This is a genomic window from Hypericibacter adhaerens, assembly GCF_008728835.1.
GTDB lineage: Bacteria > Pseudomonadota > Alphaproteobacteria > Dongiales > Dongiaceae > Hypericibacter > Hypericibacter adhaerens.
In genome coordinates, this window is record NZ_CP042582.1 from 5,269,461 (window position 1) to 5,290,982 (window position 21,522).

Sequence of the window (21,522 nt, forward strand, 5' to 3'; positions counted from 1 at the left end):
CCAGCAGGACAATCCATGACCGAGATCGCCATCGTGACCGGCGCCGACGCCAACTATGCCGGGATGCTGGAGGAGTGCCTGCGCTCGATCCGGGACAAGGGCGGCAGCCGCGACAAGACGGTCTGCCTTCTCGATGTGGGGCTGGGAGAGCATCGGAAGAAACTGGAGGCGCTGGCCGATCGGGTCGTCGAGCCCGGTTGGGATATCGAGTTTCCGGGACGGTCCCAGACCCCGGGCTACTACCGTGCGATGCTCGCGAGACCATTCCTGCCCCGTTACTTCCCCGGGCACCGGCTTTATCTCTGGATCGATGCCGATGCCTGGGTCCAGGACTGGCGCGCAGTCGAGCTCTTCGTCGAGGGGGCGCGGCAGACCGACCCCGCCAGCGGCCAGCCCTGCCTCGCCGTGGTGCCCGAGATCGATCGCAGCTACCGCAACTTCACCAGCGCCTGGCAGGAATTCCACGACGTGATCCATAGGAGCTATGCCGAGGCCTTCGACGAGGCCACGGCCGACGAGCTGGTGCGCTACCCGCTGATCAACTCGGGCGTCTTCGCCTTGCGCGCCGAGGCGCCCCATTGGCAGGCCTGGGAGGAGACGCTTCGGAACGCACTTCAGCGCAAGGTGACGTCGCTCAGCGAGCAGGCGGCGATCAATCATGTGGTGTATCGCCAGAAGCTGCCGGTGACCCTGCTGCCGAGCTGGTGCAACTGGATCTGCCATCACGCGGCACCACGGCGGCACCCTGCGAGCGGCGCGCTGACCGAGCCGCTCCTGCCCTATCAGCGGCTTGGCATCGTCCACCGCACGATGTGGACGAAGGGCCAGTGGGGCTATGAGGCGAAGGGCAGCACATAGAGCCTGATCGCATCAAGCCGAACCGGCTTGGTGCGTGAATGAGCCTCCAGTTATTTCAGTGAGAGCAAGATTCACGGATCAGCTTGATTCAAGCTGATCCAATCTTGCTCTGGCTTAGGCCAGCGCGCCGGCGACCTGTTCCGCCAGCTCGGTTAGCCCATCGGCGACTTTTGCGGCGATGGCGGCGTAGCGAGCGATGTTCTTCAGCCGATTGAGGTCGTCGGTAAGATTGTCGTTGATCGTATCGAGCTTGCCCTTCAGCTCCTCGACGTCGGCTGACTGGTTGAGACGGGCAAGGGTGGCGAAGGCCACTGCGGTGAACGCGTCGCCGACATCCGATTGGCTCGCCCGCAGCGACTTGCGCCGGGCCTTCTCGTCGTCGGACAAGGGCCGGCCCGCCCTGGCGGCGCCCAGCACGATTTCGTCGATCTCGCTCTGGAGCGCGTGATCGAGGTCGGCGAGGCGCGAGCGGCTCTTCGTCGCTTCCGCGACAATGGCTTTGGCGCTTTCCCTGGTGAACATCACGGATTCCCCTCGGTCAGAGCCGCGAGGCCTTTGGCGATCTTGGCCAGCTCTTGTGCCTTCGCGGCAAAGCTCTTGATTTTGGCGAACACCTGCGGCCAGGACAGGGACGCGTCGTTCAGGGCCTTGGTCAAGGCGGCATGCGCCTCGCCCATGGCCTGGAATGTCTCACCGGGTTTCGATTGCAGCAGATCGTCATAGGTCTTGGCCGCATTGACGGCGGCATTGAGCTTGGTCTCGCTACTCTGATCGTCCTGGTAGGCATCGATCCTTTCCCGGAAGGATTTCACCAGCGCCGCCCGCTGCGGGTCGGATCCGAAAATGGCAGCGTTCTTGAAGAGGTCGGCCGCTCGCTGGATCACCGGATCGGCTTTCCGGGTGGCCGTCCTGAGGCCTGCGAGCTTCACCTGGTTGGCGTATTCGCCGACCAGCCAATTGACGCCCGCCCCCACTGGCGTGGCGAAGTTGGGAACCGTGCCGGCGGGTTTTCCGTCCGCCTTGGCAACCGTATTGGCCAAGTGTTCGACACTGCCCAGCGCCGAGTTCACATCGGCCTCGGCCTTGGCGGCGCTGTCGTCGGCGACGAGGGCAGCCAAGTTCTGCGCATAGACGTCGATGTCATGCATCACGACGACCATGTTGCCGAGCAGCGGATCCGGCGGAAAAATTCCCGGCTTGTCGGGGTTGGCGGGATCGATGATGGCGACCCGGCACCGCTCGGACCCGAGTTCGCATTCGTTGTCGGCGGCCTTGACCACGAGGCGCGGATTCGTGCGGGCTTGCTGCGACAGGAACTCGGTGTATTCCCCCGTGACCGTCTTGTTGAGATCGCTGAGGGCCGATTCGGCGGCCGTGGTTGCGTCCGCGAAGGTCGCGATGGGCGCGGAATAGTCCGACGCGCTACAGCCGCCGAGGGACAGCGCGAGGATGGCGGCTGAACCCAATCGAACAGAGATCGGGTGGGTGCGCATCAACCGTCTCCTGACAAGATTATAGGCGATCAAAGTGCATTATGGCCCGATTCAACCGGATGCCGCTGTGACTAAATTCCGCCCTCAATTGATTGGCGCGCCAAATCGCAACTTCTTCAACTCCTGTCAGGGGTTCTACGGCGTCATCCATGAAGCTATATCGACGCCATCGATGATGGTTGCGGACGGCAAGGTGGTACGACTTTCGTTGATCGATTCCGGCTCGCTCGCAATACGCTCCGAGGCGGCGCATTTGCAGGCATGAGCTTACATACTTGTGGGCTCACTCCAGCGCATGACCATCTCGCGCAGCGAGCACGCCCACCGCCGCCACCTTCCTCTCGGCGATCTGTCTTGATTCCGCTTTTCTGGTCCCTTAGTGGAACGCCAACCTTAGAGCCGTTCGATGCTAGTCGGGTTGATGACGAGACCTTTGCGAGGACTTTTGTGGCGTCCAGTTGCCCATCCGATGTGTCTAATTGCAATTGATCGTCAAGACGTGCCGGCAGACGATGAGGGCCTGATCGGGGGCAGCCCACAGGCTTCGCGTCCATCATGGGCCCAACAAGCGTGTGCTCCGTCACGGCGCACATAGTGCAAAAACATCTGATACTGCAGTCCGCCATCGAACGAATCACGCCAATGTGGAACTTGAGTACCCCAATAGATTAACCCATCACCCGAGCGCAGGCCGATCGCGCGCACCCGACCGTCGATGCCACGGACCCATAAGGGCCAGTCAACGTCTTCGGGCTCGGAAGCAACCGTCACTGATACTCCGATTTCGCAGGCTGCTCGGTCCACATGCTGGCGCAATACGGCCCCGTGCCCGTAAATGCGCCAAAACGAATAGCTTGGAACCAGCGCGTCCCCTACGATAGATTCGACCAGCGGCTGCAGCAGAGACAGCAAACTTTCGCTAAGCAGGGCGCCGTATTGCTCAAACTGGCCGGCAGTCACCTCGTTGTCCGACACCACCATGCGGCCTGAACGATGCGACAGATCCATGTAGACGCGGCCTAAGCTCTGCATTTCACGAGACAACAGGCCGCTCACCTTAGCGTGGCCATGTCGCCGAAAAGCCTTAGCAAGATTCATCCTGCAAGCCTGCCCCTGCGGCGCAACACAAGTAGAGCTTGGGTGAAGAGTCAGCGCTCACTCCTTGCCGCTCTGGCGCAGCGATACGGCAAAGTCCAGGGAGGGGCGTAGTGCCACTAGGGGCAGTGCATGCGGCATCGCAGAGGTGCGGACGGAAAACCTCCCAAGAAACGACTGCACACCCATTACCAGGAACGGCACGTTCCAGCGCGCGGCTGGGCAGGTTTTAGCTCCTCCGCCGAAAGGTATGAAAGCGTACCCCTTCACGCGGCCGGCCTCAAAGCGTTGCGGGTGGAATCGGCACGGCCTGTTCCATAGCGATCGCATTCGGTGCAAGGCATAGGGTGACACTACTACAGCATCGCCGGGGCGAATGGTGGCGCCTGCAAGGACAAGCGTACTTGTACAGGTGCGCTCCAGCGCCCAGGCCGGCGGATAGAGGCGCAGTGCCTCCCTAACTACCGCCACACACAGCTCGTCCGATTCATCAAAAGATCCACTGTTGCCATGCAAAACCCCGTTCGCACGAACCCGGGCTTGCATAGCTGGGTGGCGTCCGAGCAGCAGTAGCGTCCACGTAAAGGCGTAGGCTAAAGGTACCGCCGCATTCAAAAGCGTTTCCTGCACCGCATAGCTCAGGTCGCTGGATAGCGGCTGCCTGAGATGACGGGTTATGCCTTCGGCGAGTTGTCGCAGCAGCATCCGAGCCGACCGCTCACGTCCATCCAGCGCTTGGTGCTCCGGCACCGGGAAGTTTGTGCCCAAACGCGACCTAACATCTTCGATCACGTTGGACGCCTGGGCTATTTTTATTGCATTCGCCCCGACGTCAAAATCGAACAGTAATCGGGTGCTCAAGGCGAAGAACATAGCCTTGAGTTCATCGCAAAAGGTCTCCGAAGATAGCGCCTGACCTGTGACGGCGGAGCTGTCGCACGTCAGTAAGCTAGCGTACGAGCCAAAAAAAGCGTGTACCTGCCGCATTAAAGCACATGCTGATGCGGTGGCAGTCTCTATCCCCAGCCAAACTCGCCCCATCGGTGCCAAGAGAGGGTGAATAGACTTGATGGGGTGGGCGGAACCGGCAAACACATCACTACGCCCCAACGCCGTTTTGACGGCACCCAGGTCGCTCACTAGGTAGGCGTCGCCTTGCTCACTATCATAACGGGATATCCCACATGTGGACTTCGCGAGGCTCAGAAGTTCGTGGGCCGCGTGATTCGGCATGGCTTCTCACGCTCTCAGTCGCCCGCAGACATGCGCTGCGACCATGTACGAATGATGTCCGTCCTGTCATCAAGGCTCTTGTCCACCCACTGGCGCAGTGCGTGCAAGCGCTCAACGAAGAACGCGTCTACTTCACTCAAGGTCTCATATGCCTCTTTGATGCCACTAGACCGCGGAGCCATAGGCGCGGCGCCGCGCCAGTTAGGGTCCGACAACGCCTGTTTGAGCAAGGTGGAGAAAATTATCTCGTGTGTGCTGCCAGCGCCAACATGGTTCAGAGTAAGGGCGACGGACAGTGAGTGCCCCTGCGCGCAAGCCGTGTGCCAGACTCCAGCGGGCACGATCAAGATGTCGCCAGCACTAAGCGTATAAGTGCTAGCCTCACTCGGAAATCGCGGTTGATCGAACTGTTCCCAGGGTTCCAACTCGGGCGCGCTGCGGAAATACCGGTACACGCCGTCTGGAAAGCGGCCAGCGTTAGCTATAGGGTGACGCACGGCTGGCGCCACATCCACAAACCATTGCTTACTGCCTTCTATCTGCAGGGTGATAACTGTCTTATCATCGAAGTGCGGCGTGTAGCCCGCGCCAGCTTTGGATAAATATGCTCGACAATCGACTAAGCCGGACCAGCCTAAACTAGTCTTGCACGCCCTGGCCAAACCCCCGAGCTCAGACGATGCCCGATTCACGCCAGTAATGCACACCGTGCCCCCGGCTTGGTAATGGGCATTCACCTCATCCGCGTTTATGCTGCTCAGCGGGGTCATGCTTTCGCGGCCTTCACTGGCATAAGTGACATGCAGCTCGACAGCCCGGCGACAGGCCTCATCCAGTCGCTTGCGGCTAAACAGACCCCGGAACTTTACCCTAGATCCAGCCTGATACATCGGTTTGCCGGATTCACAACACTCAACAATGTCGCGTGTAGTGAGAGGCGATATCAGCTGATCGAAATCGATGACTTGTCTCAACTGCGTTAGGCCCTGATGCTTAGCTACAATCGACGCGGGTTTGATCGGGACGACTTTCAGCCTCTAGAGACAGCGCGGCCTCATCTGTATTTGCATTAGGCCTCTGAGACTGTCTGCTTATGACACAAGTATCATCGGCTCTTGCCACCCGACTTCATGCCGATAGTGGTCTTCTTGGCAATCTTCTTGGGTCTGGCACCCTTGACGTAGGCCCAGCCGTCGTGCGGCCCTCTTTGGGCATCAAACACTGGCTCCAAGCAGAGCGTAGCTGGGCGAGGGGTTTCGGCTGACCTCACTAGATATTTGGTCAACTCCGAATCTGGGATATTGTAAATGTTGCCCTTATCGTCGCGAATAATAGCCATCTCTTACTCCTGTGAGTGATTTGACCAAGGAACACAATCGGGTCTTTGAACGCGGGACTCATCGCTCGACTGCTCGCACCTTGCCTGTTCACCGCTGGCGCGTGCGGCTTTTTGTTTCAATGCTGACGCCAGGCGACGGCGTATCCAGTCGCTTAGCTACCTTCGCAGCGCCCTGTGTCCGCGCCAGACAGCTGAGCACCTTGTACTTGTTGTCGAAAGAAGGATAGCCATTGTCGCTATGCACCGTCCGATCACTGAACGTTTCGGGATGCTTGGCTAGCGTTAGCGAGCGTTGATTGCGCGACAAGGCTAGATCGGCTTGCATTTCCTTAATGTCGTAGGACTCGCCCAACGGCACGACAAGTATCTGCGCGATGGGATCGCCGTAATTGAACAAAATGGTCTTGCGAAAAGACGGCGCCTTAAACACCAGGAAGAATGGACGCGGCCACCAGTGAGTTTCGACAATCCCCGGAATGGCAATGGGCGCTGTGCCAGTGATGTCCATCAAGCAGCGAGGGTGCGGTAAGACAAACAAACCCATACCATCGGGCACCTCAATGTCTAGCAACGGGCTCAGCCCAAAATACCCTGGTGCAAATGCACTAAACGGGTGCCATCCCTGAGGGGCTCCCGATGGCAATTCCGCCGCGACGTCGCCAGACCACACTGGGCGGCCGCGCCTCAAGCTGACTTGGCAGAGCGCCTTCCAACTGAAGCGAATCTCAAGACCATATGTAGCGGCCTCGTAAAACGGCTTGCAATGCCAGGGTTGCGGCAAATCGCGCGTGGCCTCTCCACTCCACCCCGGTACCAGAAGCTTGGTACGCCGGGGCTCCAGCACGTCATGGAGTTTTCGAAACCTCAATTGCATCATTTCTCGGATCGAAGTGGGGGACAAACAAGTACCATCGCCTCGCTGCTTAGCCGGCTCCAGCCTTGCCGTCGTTGGTTTGCAAGACTGGAGCTGACCGAACTGTCGATAGCATCAAGATCACCGGCAGCACTAAGTCTCCGGAGCAGATTTCGGGGAACTGGATTTGCTTTGCTCACTGGGGAGTTCTTGTCGCCCGCGATTGTCAAGCTATCTGCGAGCACCTCGACCATAAGCGTCAATACAATCGCCGACTTTCCAAACGATAGCTAGATATCAAGACATAGGAATCTAGTCAAATTATATCTTCGACTTTGGGTTGTGGCGCGCGTTGGTTGTTGCGCCAATCATCTATAGGATATCGGTGGTAGCGAGGCTGCACCGCACCGCGCGGTCCTCAACGCCACCTCGCAACCCCTTTTCCCGCCAGTGGACATCGCCTCGCCGCACTGCCATATAACCGGCATGATGCAGACCACCGCCTTCACCAAGATGCACGGCCTGGGCAACGACTTCGCCGTGATCGACCTGCGCGGCGGGGCGGGAGTTGGCGCGTCCGCCAAAGACGCGGCCGGGGCGGCCGGCGCCAACGGTGCGCTGGCCGACATCACCGACGCCCAGGCCAAGGCCATCGCCGACCGGCGGACCGGGGTCGGCTGCGACCAGGTCATCCTCCTGGAGCGCCCCCGGGCGAAGCTGGCGGACGTCTATATGCGCATCCGCAATGCCGATGGCAGCGAGGTCGAGGCTTGCGGCAACGGGGCGCGCTGCGTGGCGGCGCTGGTCATGGCCGAGACCGGGCGCAACCATGTGGTGATCGAGAGCGTGGTCGGGCTGCTGGATGCCGAGGCGGCGCCCGACGGCCGGATCTCGGTCGATATGGGCGAGGCCCGGCTCGACTGGCGTGAGATTCCGGTCGCCAAGCCGCTGGACACCCTTCATCTCGGGATCGAGCTGGGGCCGCTGTCGGACCCGGTCGGGGTCAATATCGGCAACCCCCATGCCGTGTTCTTCGTGCCGGATGCCGAGGCGATCGACGTCGCGGCCCTGGGCCCGGTGCTGGAGCGCCACCCGCTCTTCCCCGAGAAGGCCAATATCGAGGTCGCGACGGTGCTGTCGCCGACCCTGATCCGGATGCGGGTCTGGGAGCGCGGGGTCGGCATCACGCGGGCCTGCGGCACCGGCGCCTGCGCCACCCTGGTCGCGGCCCATCGTCGCAAGCTCGCGGCCCGCAAGGCCACGGTCCGGCTCGACGGCGGCGAGCTCGAGATCGAATGGCTGCCGGACGGCCATGTCCGCATGACGGGGCCCGCCACGACCAGCTTCACCGGCAGACTCGACGCGTCGCTGCTGGGCTAATATTGTCTGGCCGCCCCAGGAAGGGATCGGCGACACCCTCGCCCTCTTTTGTCATCCCCGCGAAGGCGGGGATCCATGAACACCCATCGCGCAGGACTGGGCTCGGCCCGTGTTCATGGGCCCCCGCCTTCGCGGGGGTGACGACCGAGTGGCGGGGACCGCCGGCGCCTCCCGACGACGAACGAGACCATGACCGAACCCCGCGTCCTCACCTTCGGCTGCCGCCTGAACGCCTTCGAATCCGAGGTGATGCGCGGCCATGCCCAAGCGGCGGGGCTAGGCGACGCGATCCTGGTCAATAGCTGCGCCGTCACGGCCGAGGCCGAGCGCCAGGCGCGCCAGGCGATCCGCAAGGCGCGGCGCGAAAACCCGAGCGCGCGCATCGTCGTCACCGGCTGCGCCGCCCAGATCGACCCCGCCCGCTTCGCCGCCATGCCCGAGGTCGACCATGTCATGGGCAATGGCGAGAAGCTCGAGGCCAAGAGCTGGCAGGCGCTGGCTTCGGGCGAGGCACCGCGGAGCGCGGTCGCCGACATCATGCAATTGCGCGAGAGCGCCGCGCACCTCATCGCCGGCTTCGGCGGGCGCGCCCGCGTCTTCCTCGAGGTGCAGCAGGGCTGCGACCATCGCTGCACCTTCTGCATCATCCCCTATGGCCGCGGGCCCAGCCGCTCGCTACCGGTGGGCGAGATCGTCAATCAGGCGCGTTCGCTGACCGAGAGCGGCGTCGCCGAGCTGGTGCTGACCGGCGTCGATCTCACCTCCTACGGTCAGGACCTGCCGGGCAAGCCGACGCTGGGCCAGATGGCCCGCCGGCTCTTGAAGCTGGTGCCGGACCTCCCGCGCCTGCGCATCTCCTCGGTCGACCCGATCGAGGTGGACGAGGACCTGGTGGCGCTCGTGGCCGAGGAGCCGCGGCTGATGCCGCATCTCCATCTCTCGCTGCAGCATGGCGACGACCTGATCCTCAAGCGCATGAAGCGCCGTCACTTGCGTGCCGACGCCGTGGCACTCACCGCAAGGCTGCGCGCGTTGCGGCCCGACATCGTCTTCGGCGCCGATCTCATCGCGGGATTCCCGACCGAGAGCGAGGCCGCGCACCAGGCCAACCTCAGCCTGGTCGAGGAATGCAGCCTGACCTTCCTCCATGTCTTCCCCTATTCGGCGCGGAAAGGCACGCCGGCCGCGCGCATGCCGCCGCTGCCGATGGCGCTCCGGCGCGAGCGCGCGGCGGCGCTGCGCGCGCAGGGCGAGATCGCGAAGGCCGCCTGGTTCGCGAAGAGCACGGGCCGCGACACGGCGCTCCTGGTCGAGAAGAACGAGGCGAGCCACGCGCTGGGCCATACCGAGCATTTCGCGCCGGCACGGCTTCGGGGTGAAGCCGCGCCCGGCAGCATCGTCAGGGCGCGCGTCGCCGGCCATGACGAGGACGGCCTGATCCTCGAAGCGCTGGCGCAGGCAGCAGCGTAGTGCGGGTTCGCTCTGCGCGGTGCAATCTTCCTCTGCCAAAAACTTTCCTCTCCGCCCGCGTACCCTCCTGCTTCGGAAGGCAGGGCGGGGGATCCTCCTGCGCCAAGGCTTCGGAGGACCAATGACGCGAGGGCTTGCCCTCCGAAGCGCATTGCGCGAAGGAGGGTTACGAAGGGTTAGCCGCAGCCGTGCGGAGGCTTACCCGGAGTTGGGTGAGGTGGGTCCTTGCTTGCGGGCATCCCCCTCACCCAGCTCCGGCTAGGCTTCGGCTTCGCCTCAGCCAAGCCTGCGCATCCCTCTCCCCCACTTCGTGGGGGCGAGGATAGATAGTTCCTGCGACAATGAGTCCTTCCTGAATGAGCGACACGACCAACGAGAAATCGGGTAGCGGTTGGCTCTCCCGCCTGAAGCGCGGGCTGGCCAAGAGCTCGGCCAAGCTTTCCGACGGCATCACCGGCATCTTCACCAAGCGCCGGCTCGACGCGGCCTCGCTCGAGGAGCTGGAGGAGCTGCTGATCGCGGCCGATCTCGGGCCCTCGGTCGCGGCCAAGCTCGCTGAGAGCTTGCGCAAGCGGCGCTTCGAGAAGGACATCGCGCCCGAAGCCGTGCGCGGGGCGCTGGCCGAGGACATCGCCCAGATCCTCAAGCCCGTGGCCAAGAGCCTGACGCTCGATCCCGCGCACCGTCCCCATGTGGTGCTGGTGGTGGGCGTCAACGGCAGCGGCAAGACCACGACCATCGGCAAGCTCGCGCACTACTGGACCGGCCAGGGCAAGAAGGTCTGGCTCGCCGCCGGCGACACCTTCCGCGCGGCGGCGATCGAGCAGCTCCAGATCTGGGGCGAGCGCACCAGGACACCCGTCGTCGCCGGGGCCAGCGGCGCCGATTCCGCCGGCCTTGCCTTCGAGGCGCTGGAGAAAGCCAAGGCCGCCAACGCCGATCTGCTGCTGATCGACACGGCCGGCCGGTTGCACAACAAGGCGAACCTGATGGCCGAACTCGCCAAGATCGCGCGCGTGCTGAAGAAGCTCGATCCCGCGGCGCCTCAGGACTGTTTGCTGGTGCTCGACGCCACCACCGGCCAGAACGCGATCGCCCAGGTCGAGACCTTCCGCCAGATCGTCCCGCTCACGGGGCTGGTCGTGACCAAGCTCGACGGCACGGCCCGCGGCGGCATCGTGGTGGCGCTCGCCGAGCGCTTCGGCCTGCCCGTGGTGGCGGTCGGCGTCGGCGAAGGCGCCGACGACCTCCGCCCCTTCGAGGCCGAGGCCTTCGCGCAGTCGCTGGTGGAAGGATAGGCCGCGGGTCGGGGGCTTAGCGGAAGGGGCAAGCGTGCTCTTATCCCCTCCCCCCTCGCGGGGGAGGGCAAGGGAGGGGGATGACGCGCTCTTGGACAAGGCGGCGTTGTTCTCGCTTTCTCAAATCCACAGAAACCCGATCGGCAGAGCAGCCCCCTCCCTGCCCTCCCCCGCGAGGGGGGAGGGGATTAAGAGAACCGCCCCGCCTCTCCATAAAAAATCAACACCTTGGCCCTATGCTGGCCGTTTCCGCCCGGCCGGTTTGCCCACAGGCGGGCGGCAGAGATGACGATTGATTCGCGACCGAGGCTGGCTACGATTCGCCGGGTTGGTCCTCCGAGTCGGTAGAGGGGGCGAGCGAATCCGATGCCCGTTGGTCACAGCTTGAACGGCAATAGTCGCCGCGATGCCCGGCCGGTCCTCGAGACCGATGCCGCGTCCGGCGCGCCGGGCCTGTTCGGGCGGCTGGCGAAGCGCCTCCTGAACAAGCCCGCCACCGATCCGGCCGAGCCGGCCTCGGCGCCGTCGGCGGTGCCGAGCGCGCCTGTCGCGGGCTGGGCCGATCATCACACCGAGAACTTCATGCGCCGCTACCTGCGGCCGGGCGATGCCGTGCTCGATATCGGCGCGCGCGACGGGACCTTCGCGGTGGCCGCGGCCGCGGCCGTCGGCGCCGACGGACGGGTCGATTCCTTCGAACCCAGCCCGTCGCTGCGCCGCAAGCTGACCGAGGCGGTCCATCGCAACCATGCGGTGGCGATCGTCATCCATCCCAAGATGGTCGGGACCCAGGCGCAGCTCGGGCGCTTCGTCGACGGCACGGGCAAGAGCGGCCGCCGGCGGCCGCCGCTCCCGGGCGAGCTCGCGATGGGCGGCGTGATCGGCGTCGAATGCGTGCGCCTCGACCAGACGATGAACGCGCGGCGCTATGCGCTGATGAAGCTCGATATCGCCGGCGGCGAGCTGATCGCGCTCAAGGGTGCGGAAGCCATGCTGCGCGAGGCCAACCCGCCGGCGCTTCTCATCGCCATGGACGACGCGCTCAACCAGTGCGGCACCTCGCCCGAGCAGCTCACCGATTTCCTGACGGCCCAGGGCTACGAATCGATCCTCTACGACGCCGACCGCCACAAGCTCGATTACATCGCCAAGCCCTGGACCAAGCGCCGCATCGTGCTCGCCGTCGCCCAGAAGGGCCGCAACTTCGTCTCCTCGCGGCTTGCCGGCATGGATCTGCAGAAAGAGCCCGAGGCTCCGTCGGGCGAGATGCTCCAGATCACGGCCTCGACCTGATCGCTACACGTCGATCTGATCGCTGCGCTCTGCTTTGAAGCTTCGAAGGCGACGCTTCGGTCGAGCGCCTCTTTCTGCGCCGATCCGCTCCAGAGCGGTGCGCGATCAAGCGGAATCGGGAGCCGCTCCCGATTCCTCGGCTTGGTCGCATTTTTTGCGGCGAACCGGCGTCCATCCCCGCTTTAGCGTGGACAGGAAAATTCTTTAAGACCTGGCCGGCGGGGGATTGGATGCCTTGTCCTTCCGATCGTTGCCGTCCATCCAGGTCAGGGTCGTCTTTTGCGGGTCCCCGCTGCCTTCGCCGTCCGTCGCCGGGTTTTTGCCCCAGGCCCGGTTGAGGAGGAGATTGGCGGCATTCGCCCGTGCGTTCGCCGGCGCGTCCTTGTCCCGGCAGATGTCGATCAGGGTCTCGATGGCCAGATCGGTACGCTGGCGGCAGAGGTCGCGCAGTTCTGCCGGCAGTTTCGGCCGGCCGCCGGGATTCCCCGATTTGCCCTTCTGGAATTTCATGGATTTCACTCCCTGCCATGGGGTTTTACGGAGTCGCCTGAGAACAGGGCCTGTTCCGGAGCCTGCCGGCGTCTAGATTTCCCAATTCACTGGAAACAAAGAATTTTTTCAAGCGGCAATCAACTTGCGAGGCACTCGAAAAACAGGCTCGGAACAGGCGCGTATCAGGCCATGATCAGGCGCTCGAGAGTGGTGACGAAGCGACCCCGCAGGATCGCCCAAGGGCGATCCCGAACGCCGGAATTCGAACATTGTCTGATTGCGGCGGCTGGGGCTGGGTCTTCCCACGCTTCCGCGACGCTGTTGCGCATAGAACAAAAAGAGAACAATGTCAAGCGGAATATCGTCCTTCGCCTCCCGATACGGAGCCAGCCCGGAGGCGAAGCGGAACAGCGACGTCATCTCCATCTCCGGTCACGTCCAGAGCGCTGTCCGATCAGGATGGATCGGACAGCGCTCTGGCATGAATTGTGACGGTGATGTTACAAGCCCGCGTCTCCTCCGGCGCCCGGGCCCTTTCCCCTATGAGTCTCCATCTCGTCGTCGCGCTCCTGATGCTGCTCGCGGCGGCGATGCATGCGGGCTGGAACCTGTTCGTGAAGGGCAATGGCGACCGGCTCTCGGCCATCACGGCGGTGATGAGCGGGGGCGCCGTCCTGTCCGCCCTGGCGCTGCCCTTCGTCGATCCGCCCGCGCGCGCGAGCTGGATCTTCATCCTCCTCTCGATCCTGGTGCATCTGGGCTATTACGCCGGCCTGCTGGGCGCCTATCGCCATGGCGACCTGAGCCACGCCTATCCGATCGCGCGGGGCAGCGCGCCGCTGCTGGTCGCGATCGTGGCCGCCCCCTTGGCGGGCGAATGGCTCTCGCCGCTGCAATGCGTCGGCGTGGCGCTGATCTCGCTCGGCATCGTCAGCCTTGCCTTCGAGCACGGATGGCCGAAGGGCGATCATGGCCGCTCGGTACTCTATGCGCTCGCCACCGCCGTCTTCATCATGGGCTACAGCGTGATCGACGGAATGGGCGTGCGCCGCTCCGGCAACGCGCTCGGTTACATCGCCTGGCTCTTCGCGCTCGAGGCGATCCCGCTGCTCCTCATCACGCTCGCGATCCGCCGCCATGCCTTCTTCCGGCATATTGGGGCGCATTGGAAGACCGCCGGCGCCGGCGCGCTCCTCTCCTGCGGCGCCTACGGGCTGGCGATCTGGGGCATGAGCATCGGCACGCTCGCCGGCATCGTGGGCCTGCGCGAGACCTCGGTCCTGTTCGGCGCCGCCTTCGGCGCGATGTTCCTCGGCGAGCGCTTCGGCTGGAAACGCGCCGCCGCGGCGATCGCGGTGGTGGTGGGGAATCTGGTGCTGCAGTTCGGGTAGCTTCAGGTCTCGCTCTTCGCGTCACCTCGGCGAGGCTTCACTCCGCTTTCCGCTCCATCAGCTCGATGCGATTGCCGAACGGATCGTCGACATAAACGCGACGATAGCCATCGAGCGGCTCGTCGCTCTTCACCGCAAACCCCGCTTGCGTTAGCGCCGCGATCAGTGCCGGCAGATCTTCGACCAGGAAACCCGGATGCGCCTTGCGCGCTGGCGCGAAATTCTTGTCCACGCCGAGATGGATCTTGAGCGGGCCGCGCTCGAACCAGACGCCGCCGCGCGCGGCCAGATGCGTCGGCTTCGTCTTCTCCGGAATGCCGAGGATGCCTTCATAGAAGGCGCGCGCCCGCCCCTCGCCGCCGGCCGGCATGGCGAGCTGGACATGATCCACAGCCACGACTTTCATCCCACTAGTACTTCAGGAGCGCTTCATTTGGTCCAGCGGAATTGCTCTGCAGCCCCCCCCCCGCCACGGCCATGCGCGCGGCTTCTTACTTACTGCAGCAGAAATATGGAGCGTTGCGGTTGGACCGCGTTCTCTCGTGAGCTAGGCTTTGCTGGTGCGGCCGGAGGCGGCGGGAACGGTTGCGGTTGGACCGCGTTCTCTCGTGAGCTAGGCTTGTGCTCACCGAAGGGCACAGCGAGCAATGGTTGCGGTTGGACCGCGTTCTCTCGTGAGCTAGGCTTATGCCGGTCTGACCGTCATCCGCGCCGATGTTGCGGTTGGACCGCGTTCTCTCGTGAGCTAGGCTGGGGTTCCGTCATGCCACCCATCGATTCTCGTTGCGGTTGGACCGCGTTCTCTCGTGAGCTAGGCTGAAGACCACGGCGATCGCCGAGCTCGCCGCGTTGCGGTTGGACCGCGTTCTCTCGTGAGCTAGGCTACCTCGTCAAGGCCGAGCACGAGAAGGACGTTGCGGTTGGACCGCGTTCTCTCGTGAGCTAGGCTGGTGGGCACGCTACCACCGCAGGGGCTGACGTTGCGGTTGGACCGCGTTCTCTCGTGAGCTAGGCTCACGGCCGGATCGGAGGCGAGCTTTTCATCGTTGCGGTTGGACCGCGTTCTCTCGTGAGCTAGGCTCTATGCGTTCGGGAAGGGAGCGGGGAAATGGTTGCGGTTGGACCGCGTTCTCTCGTGAGCTAGGCTCGGCCGGACCATCTTCTGGGAGACGCCCGAGGTTGCGGTTGGACCGCGTTCTCTCGTGAGCTAGGCTCAACGCTGACGCGCGCCACGGAAGCGGAGCGTTGCGGTTGGACCGCGTTCTCTCGTGAGCTAGGCTCGAAGGGAGTCAAGGCTCAGCACATGCTTGGTTGCGGTTGGACCGCGTTCTCTCGTGAGCTAGGCTGGTGGGCACGCTACCACCGCAGGGGCTGACGTTGCGGTTGGACCGCGTTCTCTCGTGAGCTAGGCTCACGGCCGGATCGGAGGCGAGCTTTTCATCGTTGCGGTTGGACCGCGTTCTCTCGTGAGCTAGGCTCTATGCGTTCGGGAAGGGAGCGGGGAAATGGTTGCGGTTGGACCGCGTTCTCTCGTGAGCTAGGCTATCCCCGGTCGATTGGTTGGACCGCAGGCTGTTGCGGTTGGACCGCGTTCTCTCGTGAGCTAGGCTGCCTGATGGACAGACACGCCGAGAATTTGCGTTGCGGTTGGACCGCGTTCTCTCGTGAGCTAGGCTTGCGGCACACCGCGCGTGGCAATAGCCGGGGTTGCGGTTGGACCGCGTTCTCTCGTGAGCTAGGCTAGGTCTTCCAGAGACGCTCCCGCGTCTTCTGTTGCGGTTGGACCGCGTTCTCTCGTGAGCTAGGCTGGCGGATGCTCGTCATGCGGCGCTCACACGGTTGCGGTTGGACCGCGTTCTCTCGTGAGCTAGGCTTGCCCGAGCTGCGGTTCGGTCATGGGCACCGTTGCGGTTGGACCGCGTTCTCTCGTGAGCTAGGCTAGTGTCGCCGATTTCCTTTCGCAGTTTGGCGTTGCGGTTGGACCGCGTTCTCTCGTGAGCTAGGCTATCGTTCCCGTTTACCCCCAGGATCGGGGTGTTGCGGTTGGACCGCGTTCTCTCGTGAGCTAGGCTCGAGGCCCGGCTCGACTTGCAGGCGGCGCTGTTGCGGTTGGACCGCGTTCTCTCGTGAGCTAGGCTTAGCCGTTGCTGGAGTCGGTTACGGGTTTCGTTGCGGTTGGACCGCGTTCTCTCGTGAGCTAGGCTTGTCGACGACGACGGGGCCGAGACGCTGGGGTTGCGGTTGGACCGCGTTCTCTCGTGAGCTAGGCTCCGGGCGCTCAAATCCTGCGGTCTGGAGGCGTTGCGGTTGGACCGCGTTCTCTCGTGAGCTAGGCTGATCGGCGCCGTCATGCCGCGATCCTTCCCGTTGCGGTTGGACCGCGTTCTCTCGTGAGCTAGGCTAAAGCCCTGGGCGGCATAGAGTTCTTTCTCGTTGCGGTTGGACCGCGTTCTCTCGTGAGCTAGGCTCGAGACCTCGGACAGCTCGATCCGGGCGCAGTTGCGGTTGGACCGCGTTCTCTCGTGAGCTAGGCTGCGCCAGCCAAGCGGCAGCACGAGGATCGCGTTGCGGTTGGACCGCGTTCTCTCGTGAGCTAGGCTCCCCAGGCGGATGGCCCGCAGCGCGACTGTGTTGCGGTTGGACCGCGTTCTCTCGTGAGCTAGGCTAGTCTGCTGCTGAACATCTTCGGCTTCTTCGTTGCGGTTGGACCGCGTTCTCTCGTGAGCTAGGCTCAGATCCTCGCCCGGCACGCGTGCCCCGTCGTTGCGGTTGGACCGCGTTCTCTCGTGAGCTAGGCTGTCCCGTCGCCGTCGCTGTCGAACCAGACCGTTGCGGTTGGACCGCGTTCTCTCGTGAGCTAGGCTCTATGGTCCCGGAGCCCCATGAGCTCCATCGTTGCGGTTGGACCGCGTTCTCTCGTGAGCTAGGCTGGCGACCAGAACCTACTCGCCTGGCCCTGTGTTGCGGTTGGACCGCGTTCTCTCGTGAGCTAGGCTGAGAGCGGCTTGAAGCTCGCCATCAGCTGCGTTGCGGTTGGACCGCGTTCTCTCGTGAGCTAGGCTGGCGGCCTAGAGGAGGGGCGCGTCATGGGCGTTGCGGTTGGACCGCGTTCTCTCGTGAGCTAGGCTGGATACCGGCCGGGCGCTCTTCAACACGACGTTGCGGTTGGACCGCGTTCTCTCGTGAGCTAGGCTACGCCCACGGATAAGGCGTCGGTCGAGCAGGTTGCGGTTGGACCGCGTTCTCTCGTGAGCTAGGCTAGCCGCGGGCCGGCATGGATGGTGAGGGCTGTTGCGGTTGGACCGCGTTCTCTCGTGAGCTAGGCTGCCGAAATGCTGGGCAGAGGCGCTGGCAGCGTTGCGGTTGGACCGCGTTCTCTCGTGAGCTAGGCTCAAGCTCGCGAACGAGGAGCCAGCGCTCGCGTTGCGGTTGGACCGCGTTCTCTCGTGAGCTAGGCTCCGCGATCTCTTCACGCGAGAGGCCGCTCTGTTGCGGTTGGACCGCGTTCTCTCGTGAGCTAGGCTCGTCATGGATCTCTCCGAATTCGCCGTCGAGTTGCGGTTGGACCGCGTTCTCTCGTGAGCTAGGCTCGCGCCCATTTCGGGCGCTGCGCCTCGTCGGTTGCGGTTGGACCGCGTTCTCTCGTGAGCTAGGCTGGGACCATAGGGGAGGCGCGGCATGGACGGGTTGCGGTTGGACCGCGTTCTCTCGTGAGCTAGGCTAGGATCCGTTTCGTCGTCATGCGCGGTCTCGTTGCGGTTGGACCGCGTTCTCTCGTGAGCTAGGCTAGGATCCGTTTCGTCGTCATGCGCGGTCTCGTTGCGGTTGGACCGCGTTCTCTCGTGAGCTAGGCTGACGTGAATACGCGCGTGTTCGCGGCCAGCGTTGCGGTTGGACCGCGTTCTCTCGTGAGCTAGGCTCGCTTCGCTACGATCCTCATCATTTCCTCGGTTGCGGTTGGACCGCGTTCTCTCGTGAGCTAGGCTGACGCCCACTGTGGGCCACCGATACCGCCAGTTGCGGTTGGACCGCGTTCTCTCGTGAGCTAGGCTAAGGCCACGTTGCACCGCATGAGGCATGCGGTTGCGGTTGGACCGCGTTCTCTCGTGAGCTAGGCTGCGCGCGCTCAACAACGAGTATGTGGAATGGTTGCGGTTGGACCGCGTTCTCTCGTGAGCTAGGCTCTGCCTGATGCTGGAGGGCTACGTCAAGCGGTTGCGGTTGGACCGCGTTCTCTCGTGAGCTAGGCTGCCTTCGCCTTCGAGCCGCATCGAAGTCCTGTTGCGGTTGGACCGCGTTCTCTCGTGAGCTAGGCTCGCCCCCCTGCCTCCCGGCTCAGCCCTGGGGTTGCGGTTGGACCGCGTTCTCTCGTGAGCTAGGCTCGTATCGTGAAGGAACCTGAGCTCATGCCTGTTGCGGTTGGACCGCGTTCTCTCGTGAGCTAGGCTATACACCTAAGCAGCATTAGAGCCCTAGGGGTTGCGGTTGGACCGCGTTCTCTCGTGAGCTAGGCTCGAGGCCGCCAGCGACAGCGCGGAGGATCAGTTGCGGTTGGACCGCGTTCTCTCGTGAGCTAGGCTTCGGCGTCATGCCAGCCGCGATGCCAGTCGGTTGCGGTTGGACCGCGTTCTCTCGTGAGCTAGGCTCGCGGCTCACCGCGCCTACATCATCGGTCTGTTGCGGTTGGACCGCGTTCTCTCGTGAGCTAGGCTCGTCGGGGAGATCGACACTGAAGCCGTTCTGTTGCGGTTGGACCGCGTTCTCTCGTGAGCTAGGCTGAGTTCCGCGCGACCAAACTCAGGGCCGTGGTTGCGGTTGGACCGCGTTCTCTCGTGAGCTAGGCTACGAGACCTCAACACGCGGACGCATCGCATGTTGCGGTTGGACCGCGTTCTCTCGTGAGCTAGGCTCCGTTATGAGTCAATGCGACCTACTCCGGCGTTGCGGTTGGACCGCGTTCTCTCGTGAGCTAGGCTGTCATGAGCGCACCCCTCTTGAGGCCTGCCGTTGCGGTTGGACCGCGTTCTCTCGTGAGCTAGGCTAACGGCTCGAACATCCGCAAGCGTTCGCTGGTTGCGGTTGGACCGCGTTCTCTCGTGAGCTAGGCTGCGGCACCCCTTGGCGCAGCTTCTCTCGGCGTTGCGGTTGGACCGCGTTCTCTCGTGAGCTAGGCTTCCCGCGATGCGCTCAAGGATGGCCGGTCGGTTGCGGTTGGACCGCGTTCTCTCGTGAGCTAGGCTCATGCCTGCACTGCAGTCATGGCTCGAGCTGTTGCGGTTGGACCGCGTTCTCTCGTGAGCTAGGCTGGTCGAGCGCGACGAGGTGCGTGTGATCAGGTTGCGGTTGGACCGCGTTCTCTCGTGAGCTAGGCTGTCGAGAGGCAAGTCGCGCGGCTGGCTGAGGTTGCGGTTGGACCGCGTTCTCTCGTGAGCTAGGCTTGGCCGATGGCAGCCTCGTCATGCTGCGCGGTTGCGGTTGGACCGCGTTCTCTCGTGAGCTAGGCTCTTCTCGGCCGACGAGCTGGCCCTCAACCCGTTGCGGTTGGACCGCGTTCTCTCGTGAGCTAGGCTTAAGGCGAGCCCTGGGTCGCGACGGGCGCCGTTGCGGTTGGACCGCGTTCTCTCGTGAGCTAGGCTGAGCCCAAGGTCGATTGCAGGAGCTTGTTCGTTGCGGTTGGACCGCGTTCTCTCGTGAGCTAGGCTGAAGAAGCTCGACGAGGCGGAGGCCGACGCGTTGCGGTTGGACCGCGTTCTCTCGTGAGCTAGGCTCGCGGCGCCGGCGACCACCGACGCGCCGGCGGTTGCGGTTGGACCGCGTTCTCTCGTGAGCTAGGCTCTTCCAGTAATTGCTGAGAACCTAGAGAGTGTTGCGGTTGGACCGCGTTCTCTCGTGAGCTAGGCTGCGACCGTGGTTGCCGTGATGAGGTCGGGGGTTGCGGTTGGACCGCGTTCTCTCGTGAGCTAGGCTGATCTGGCTGCGGCGCTTGCCACGGCCACGGTTGCGGTTGGACCGCGTTCTCTCGTGAGCTAGGCTCCAGAACGGTAAGCACATGCCCTGTCCGGTGTTGCGGTTGGACCGCGTTCTCTCGTGAGCTAGGCTCAGACGAGGTGCGATGCCCTCGATTGCGATGTTGCGGTTGGACCGCGTTCTCTCGTGAGCTAGGCTATGAGTTGTGTGAACGTCGCTTCGTTATAGGTTGCGGTTGGACCGCGTTCTCTCGTGAGCTAGGCTCGGGAGAGGTTTTGGCTCCTGTTCCATCTCGTTGCGGTTGGACCGCGTTCTCTCGTGAGCTAGGCTATTGAACGCAGGATCGTCCACCGGCACGACGTTGCGGTTGGACCGCGTTCTCTCGTGAGCTAGGCTCAAGGTCCGCGAGATGATCCGCCGAGCGACGTTGCGGTTGGACCGCGTTCTCTCGTGAGCTAGGCTAGGCCTTTGATCTTCCATCGCGGCCGCCAGGTTGCGGTTGGACCGCGTTCTCTCGTGAGCTAGGCTGTCCATGTAGGCCACGTCGAAAGACTGATTGTTGCGGTTGGACCGCGTTCTCTCGTGAGCTAGGCTGAGGAGTGGGCGCGCACGGACGCAGCCAATGTTGCGGTTGGACCGCGTTCTCTCGTGAGCTAGGCTGGTCTCACCGACACGGACGGCAGCAAGCTCGTTGCGGTTGGACCGCGTTCTCTCGTGAGCTAGGCTATCCGCGACGCCGTGCTCTCTATCCGCGATGTTGCGGTTGGACCGCGTTCTCTCGTGAGCTAGGCTGTCGGCCGCCACATTGATGCTCTGCTGGGCGTTGCGGTTGGACCGCGTTCTCTCGTGAGCTAGGCTTATCGCGATGTCGGGCAGTACGACGTCTGGGTTGCGGTTGGACCGCGTTCTCTCGTGAGCTAGGCTGCTGGAGAAAGCGAAGGCCCAGGTCGCTACGTTGCGGTTGGACCGCGTTCTCTCGTGAGCTAGGCTTCTGTGATCCAGGGCGTCCAGACTCAGTACGTTGCGGTTGGACCGCGTTCTCTCGTGAGCTAGGCTTCGGCTGGAGGGTTGCAGCAGGCTCTTTCTGTTGCGGTTGGACCGCGTTCTCTCGTGAGCTAGGCTCCGTTGTCGAACCAGGCCTGCAGCGGGATCGTTGCGGTTGGACCGCGTTCTCTCGTGAGCTAGGCTCGACGGCAACGACGCGAATACTGGCCTCATGTTGCGGTTGGACCGCGTTCTCTCGTGAGCTAGGCTGCCAGCGCCATCCTCCACTACGCCGCAGCCGTTGCGGTTGGACCGCGTTCTCTCGTGAGCTAGGCTGCTGTTCGAGCACTACCGCGCCGAGGCCGAGTTGCGGTTG

15 protein-coding genes and 1 CRISPR repeat array (1 of these 16 cut by a window edge) are annotated in these 21,522 nt (G+C 63.5%); of the genes, 7 read left to right on the forward strand and 8 right to left on the reverse strand.

Annotation, left to right across the window (positions count from 1 at the left end):
* Positions 1-15 precede the first annotated feature (15 nt).
* Positions 16-858 carry a hypothetical protein gene (locus FRZ61_RS23640; RefSeq protein ID WP_151120072.1) on the forward strand — a complete coding sequence of 281 codons (843 nt, stop codon included), beginning with the start codon at positions 16-18 and terminating at the stop codon, positions 856-858.
* A 114-nt stretch (positions 859-972) separates the two neighbouring features.
* Here FRZ61_RS23640 and FRZ61_RS23645 read toward each other — a convergent pair whose 3' ends face one another.
* Both FRZ61_RS23645 and FRZ61_RS23650 read right to left on the reverse strand, forming a co-directional pair.
* The gene (locus FRZ61_RS23645) at positions 973-1,380 is read right to left on the reverse strand and encodes a hypothetical protein (protein ID WP_151120073.1); all 408 of its coding nucleotides are present in this window, start codon (positions 1,378-1,380) and stop codon (positions 973-975) included.
* Positions 1,380-2,351: a hypothetical protein gene (locus tag FRZ61_RS23650; RefSeq protein WP_151120074.1), complete on the reverse strand. Its 972-nt coding sequence runs from the start codon at positions 2,349-2,351 to the stop codon at positions 1,380-1,382. Before FRZ61_RS23650 ends, FRZ61_RS23645 begins: the two co-directional genes overlap by 1 nt.
* Before the next feature lie 34 nt (positions 2,352-2,385).
* Here FRZ61_RS23650 and FRZ61_RS23655 point away from each other — a divergent pair, with 34 nt between their 5' ends.
* Complete coding sequence (locus FRZ61_RS23655) at positions 2,386-2,616, forward strand: hypothetical protein (RefSeq protein WP_151120075.1); 231 nt, start codon at positions 2,386-2,388, stop codon at positions 2,614-2,616.
* A gap of 227 nt (positions 2,617-2,843) precedes the next feature.
* On the opposite strand, the gene FRZ61_RS23660 is transcribed toward FRZ61_RS23655, so the two are convergent.
* The 4 genes from FRZ61_RS23660 to FRZ61_RS23675 all read right to left on the reverse strand — a co-directional run bounded on the left by FRZ61_RS23660 (position 2,844) and on the right by FRZ61_RS23675 (position 6,589).
* Positions 2,844-3,449, reverse strand: a complete 606-nt coding sequence (locus FRZ61_RS23660; protein WP_151120076.1) for a hypothetical protein — start codon at positions 3,447-3,449, stop codon at positions 2,844-2,846.
* A 57-nt stretch (positions 3,450-3,506) separates the two neighbouring features.
* A complete protein-coding gene (locus tag FRZ61_RS23665; RefSeq protein WP_191909186.1) occupies positions 3,507-4,319 on the reverse strand; it encodes a cytochrome P450 in 813 nt (270 codons plus the stop codon).
* 374 nt (positions 4,320-4,693) lie between these two features.
* Positions 4,694-5,653, reverse strand: a complete 960-nt coding sequence (locus tag FRZ61_RS23670) for a JmjC domain-containing protein (protein WP_151120078.1) — start codon at positions 5,651-5,653, stop codon at positions 4,694-4,696.
* A 453-nt stretch (positions 5,654-6,106) separates the two neighbouring features.
* Positions 6,107-6,589 (reverse strand): hypothetical protein, encoded by a 483-nt coding sequence (locus FRZ61_RS23675; protein ID WP_151120079.1) that lies wholly within the window; start codon positions 6,587-6,589, stop codon positions 6,107-6,109.
* A gap of 771 nt (positions 6,590-7,360) precedes the next feature.
* Between FRZ61_RS23675 and dapF the strand changes: the two genes are divergently transcribed.
* The 4 genes from dapF to FRZ61_RS23695 all read left to right on the forward strand — a co-directional run bounded on the left by dapF (position 7,361) and on the right by FRZ61_RS23695 (position 12,312).
* Positions 7,361-8,251 (forward strand): diaminopimelate epimerase, encoded by an 891-nt coding sequence (dapF, locus tag FRZ61_RS23680; protein ID WP_151120956.1) that lies wholly within the window; start codon positions 7,361-7,363, stop codon positions 8,249-8,251.
* A 189-nt stretch (positions 8,252-8,440) separates the two neighbouring features.
* Complete coding sequence (gene mtaB, locus FRZ61_RS23685) at positions 8,441-9,721, forward strand: tRNA (N(6)-L-threonylcarbamoyladenosine(37)-C(2))-methylthiotransferase MtaB (RefSeq protein WP_151120080.1); 1,281 nt, start codon at positions 8,441-8,443, stop codon at positions 9,719-9,721.
* Between the two features lie 356 nt (positions 9,722-10,077).
* A complete protein-coding gene (gene ftsY, locus FRZ61_RS23690) occupies positions 10,078-11,019 on the forward strand; it encodes a signal recognition particle-docking protein FtsY (protein WP_151120081.1) in 942 nt (313 codons plus the stop codon).
* A gap of 366 nt (positions 11,020-11,385) precedes the next feature.
* Positions 11,386-12,312 carry an FkbM family methyltransferase gene (locus tag FRZ61_RS23695; RefSeq protein ID WP_151120082.1) on the forward strand — a complete coding sequence of 309 codons (927 nt, stop codon included), beginning with the start codon at positions 11,386-11,388 and terminating at the stop codon, positions 12,310-12,312.
* Between the two features lie 204 nt (positions 12,313-12,516).
* Here the strand turns inward: FRZ61_RS23695 and FRZ61_RS23700 are convergent, their stop codons facing one another.
* Positions 12,517-12,822, reverse strand: a complete 306-nt coding sequence (locus FRZ61_RS23700) for a hypothetical protein (protein WP_151120083.1) — start codon at positions 12,820-12,822, stop codon at positions 12,517-12,519.
* Positions 12,823-13,346: 524 nt separating this feature from the next.
* Here FRZ61_RS23700 and FRZ61_RS23705 point away from each other — a divergent pair.
* The gene (locus tag FRZ61_RS23705; protein ID WP_151120084.1) at positions 13,347-14,195 is read left to right on the forward strand and encodes an EamA family transporter; all 849 of its coding nucleotides are present in this window, start codon (positions 13,347-13,349) and stop codon (positions 14,193-14,195) included.
* Between the two features lie 37 nt (positions 14,196-14,232).
* Here FRZ61_RS23705 and FRZ61_RS23710 read toward each other — a convergent pair whose 3' ends face one another.
* Positions 14,233-14,592: a VOC family protein gene (locus tag FRZ61_RS23710; protein ID WP_225308971.1), complete on the reverse strand. Its 360-nt coding sequence runs from the start codon at positions 14,590-14,592 to the stop codon at positions 14,233-14,235.
* Between the two features lie 121 nt (positions 14,593-14,713).
* Positions 14,714-21,522: a CRISPR direct-repeat array (repeat unit 36 nt; unit sequence GTTGCGGTTGGACCGCGTTCTCTCGTGAGCTAGGCT) (it continues 5,370 nt past the right edge of the window).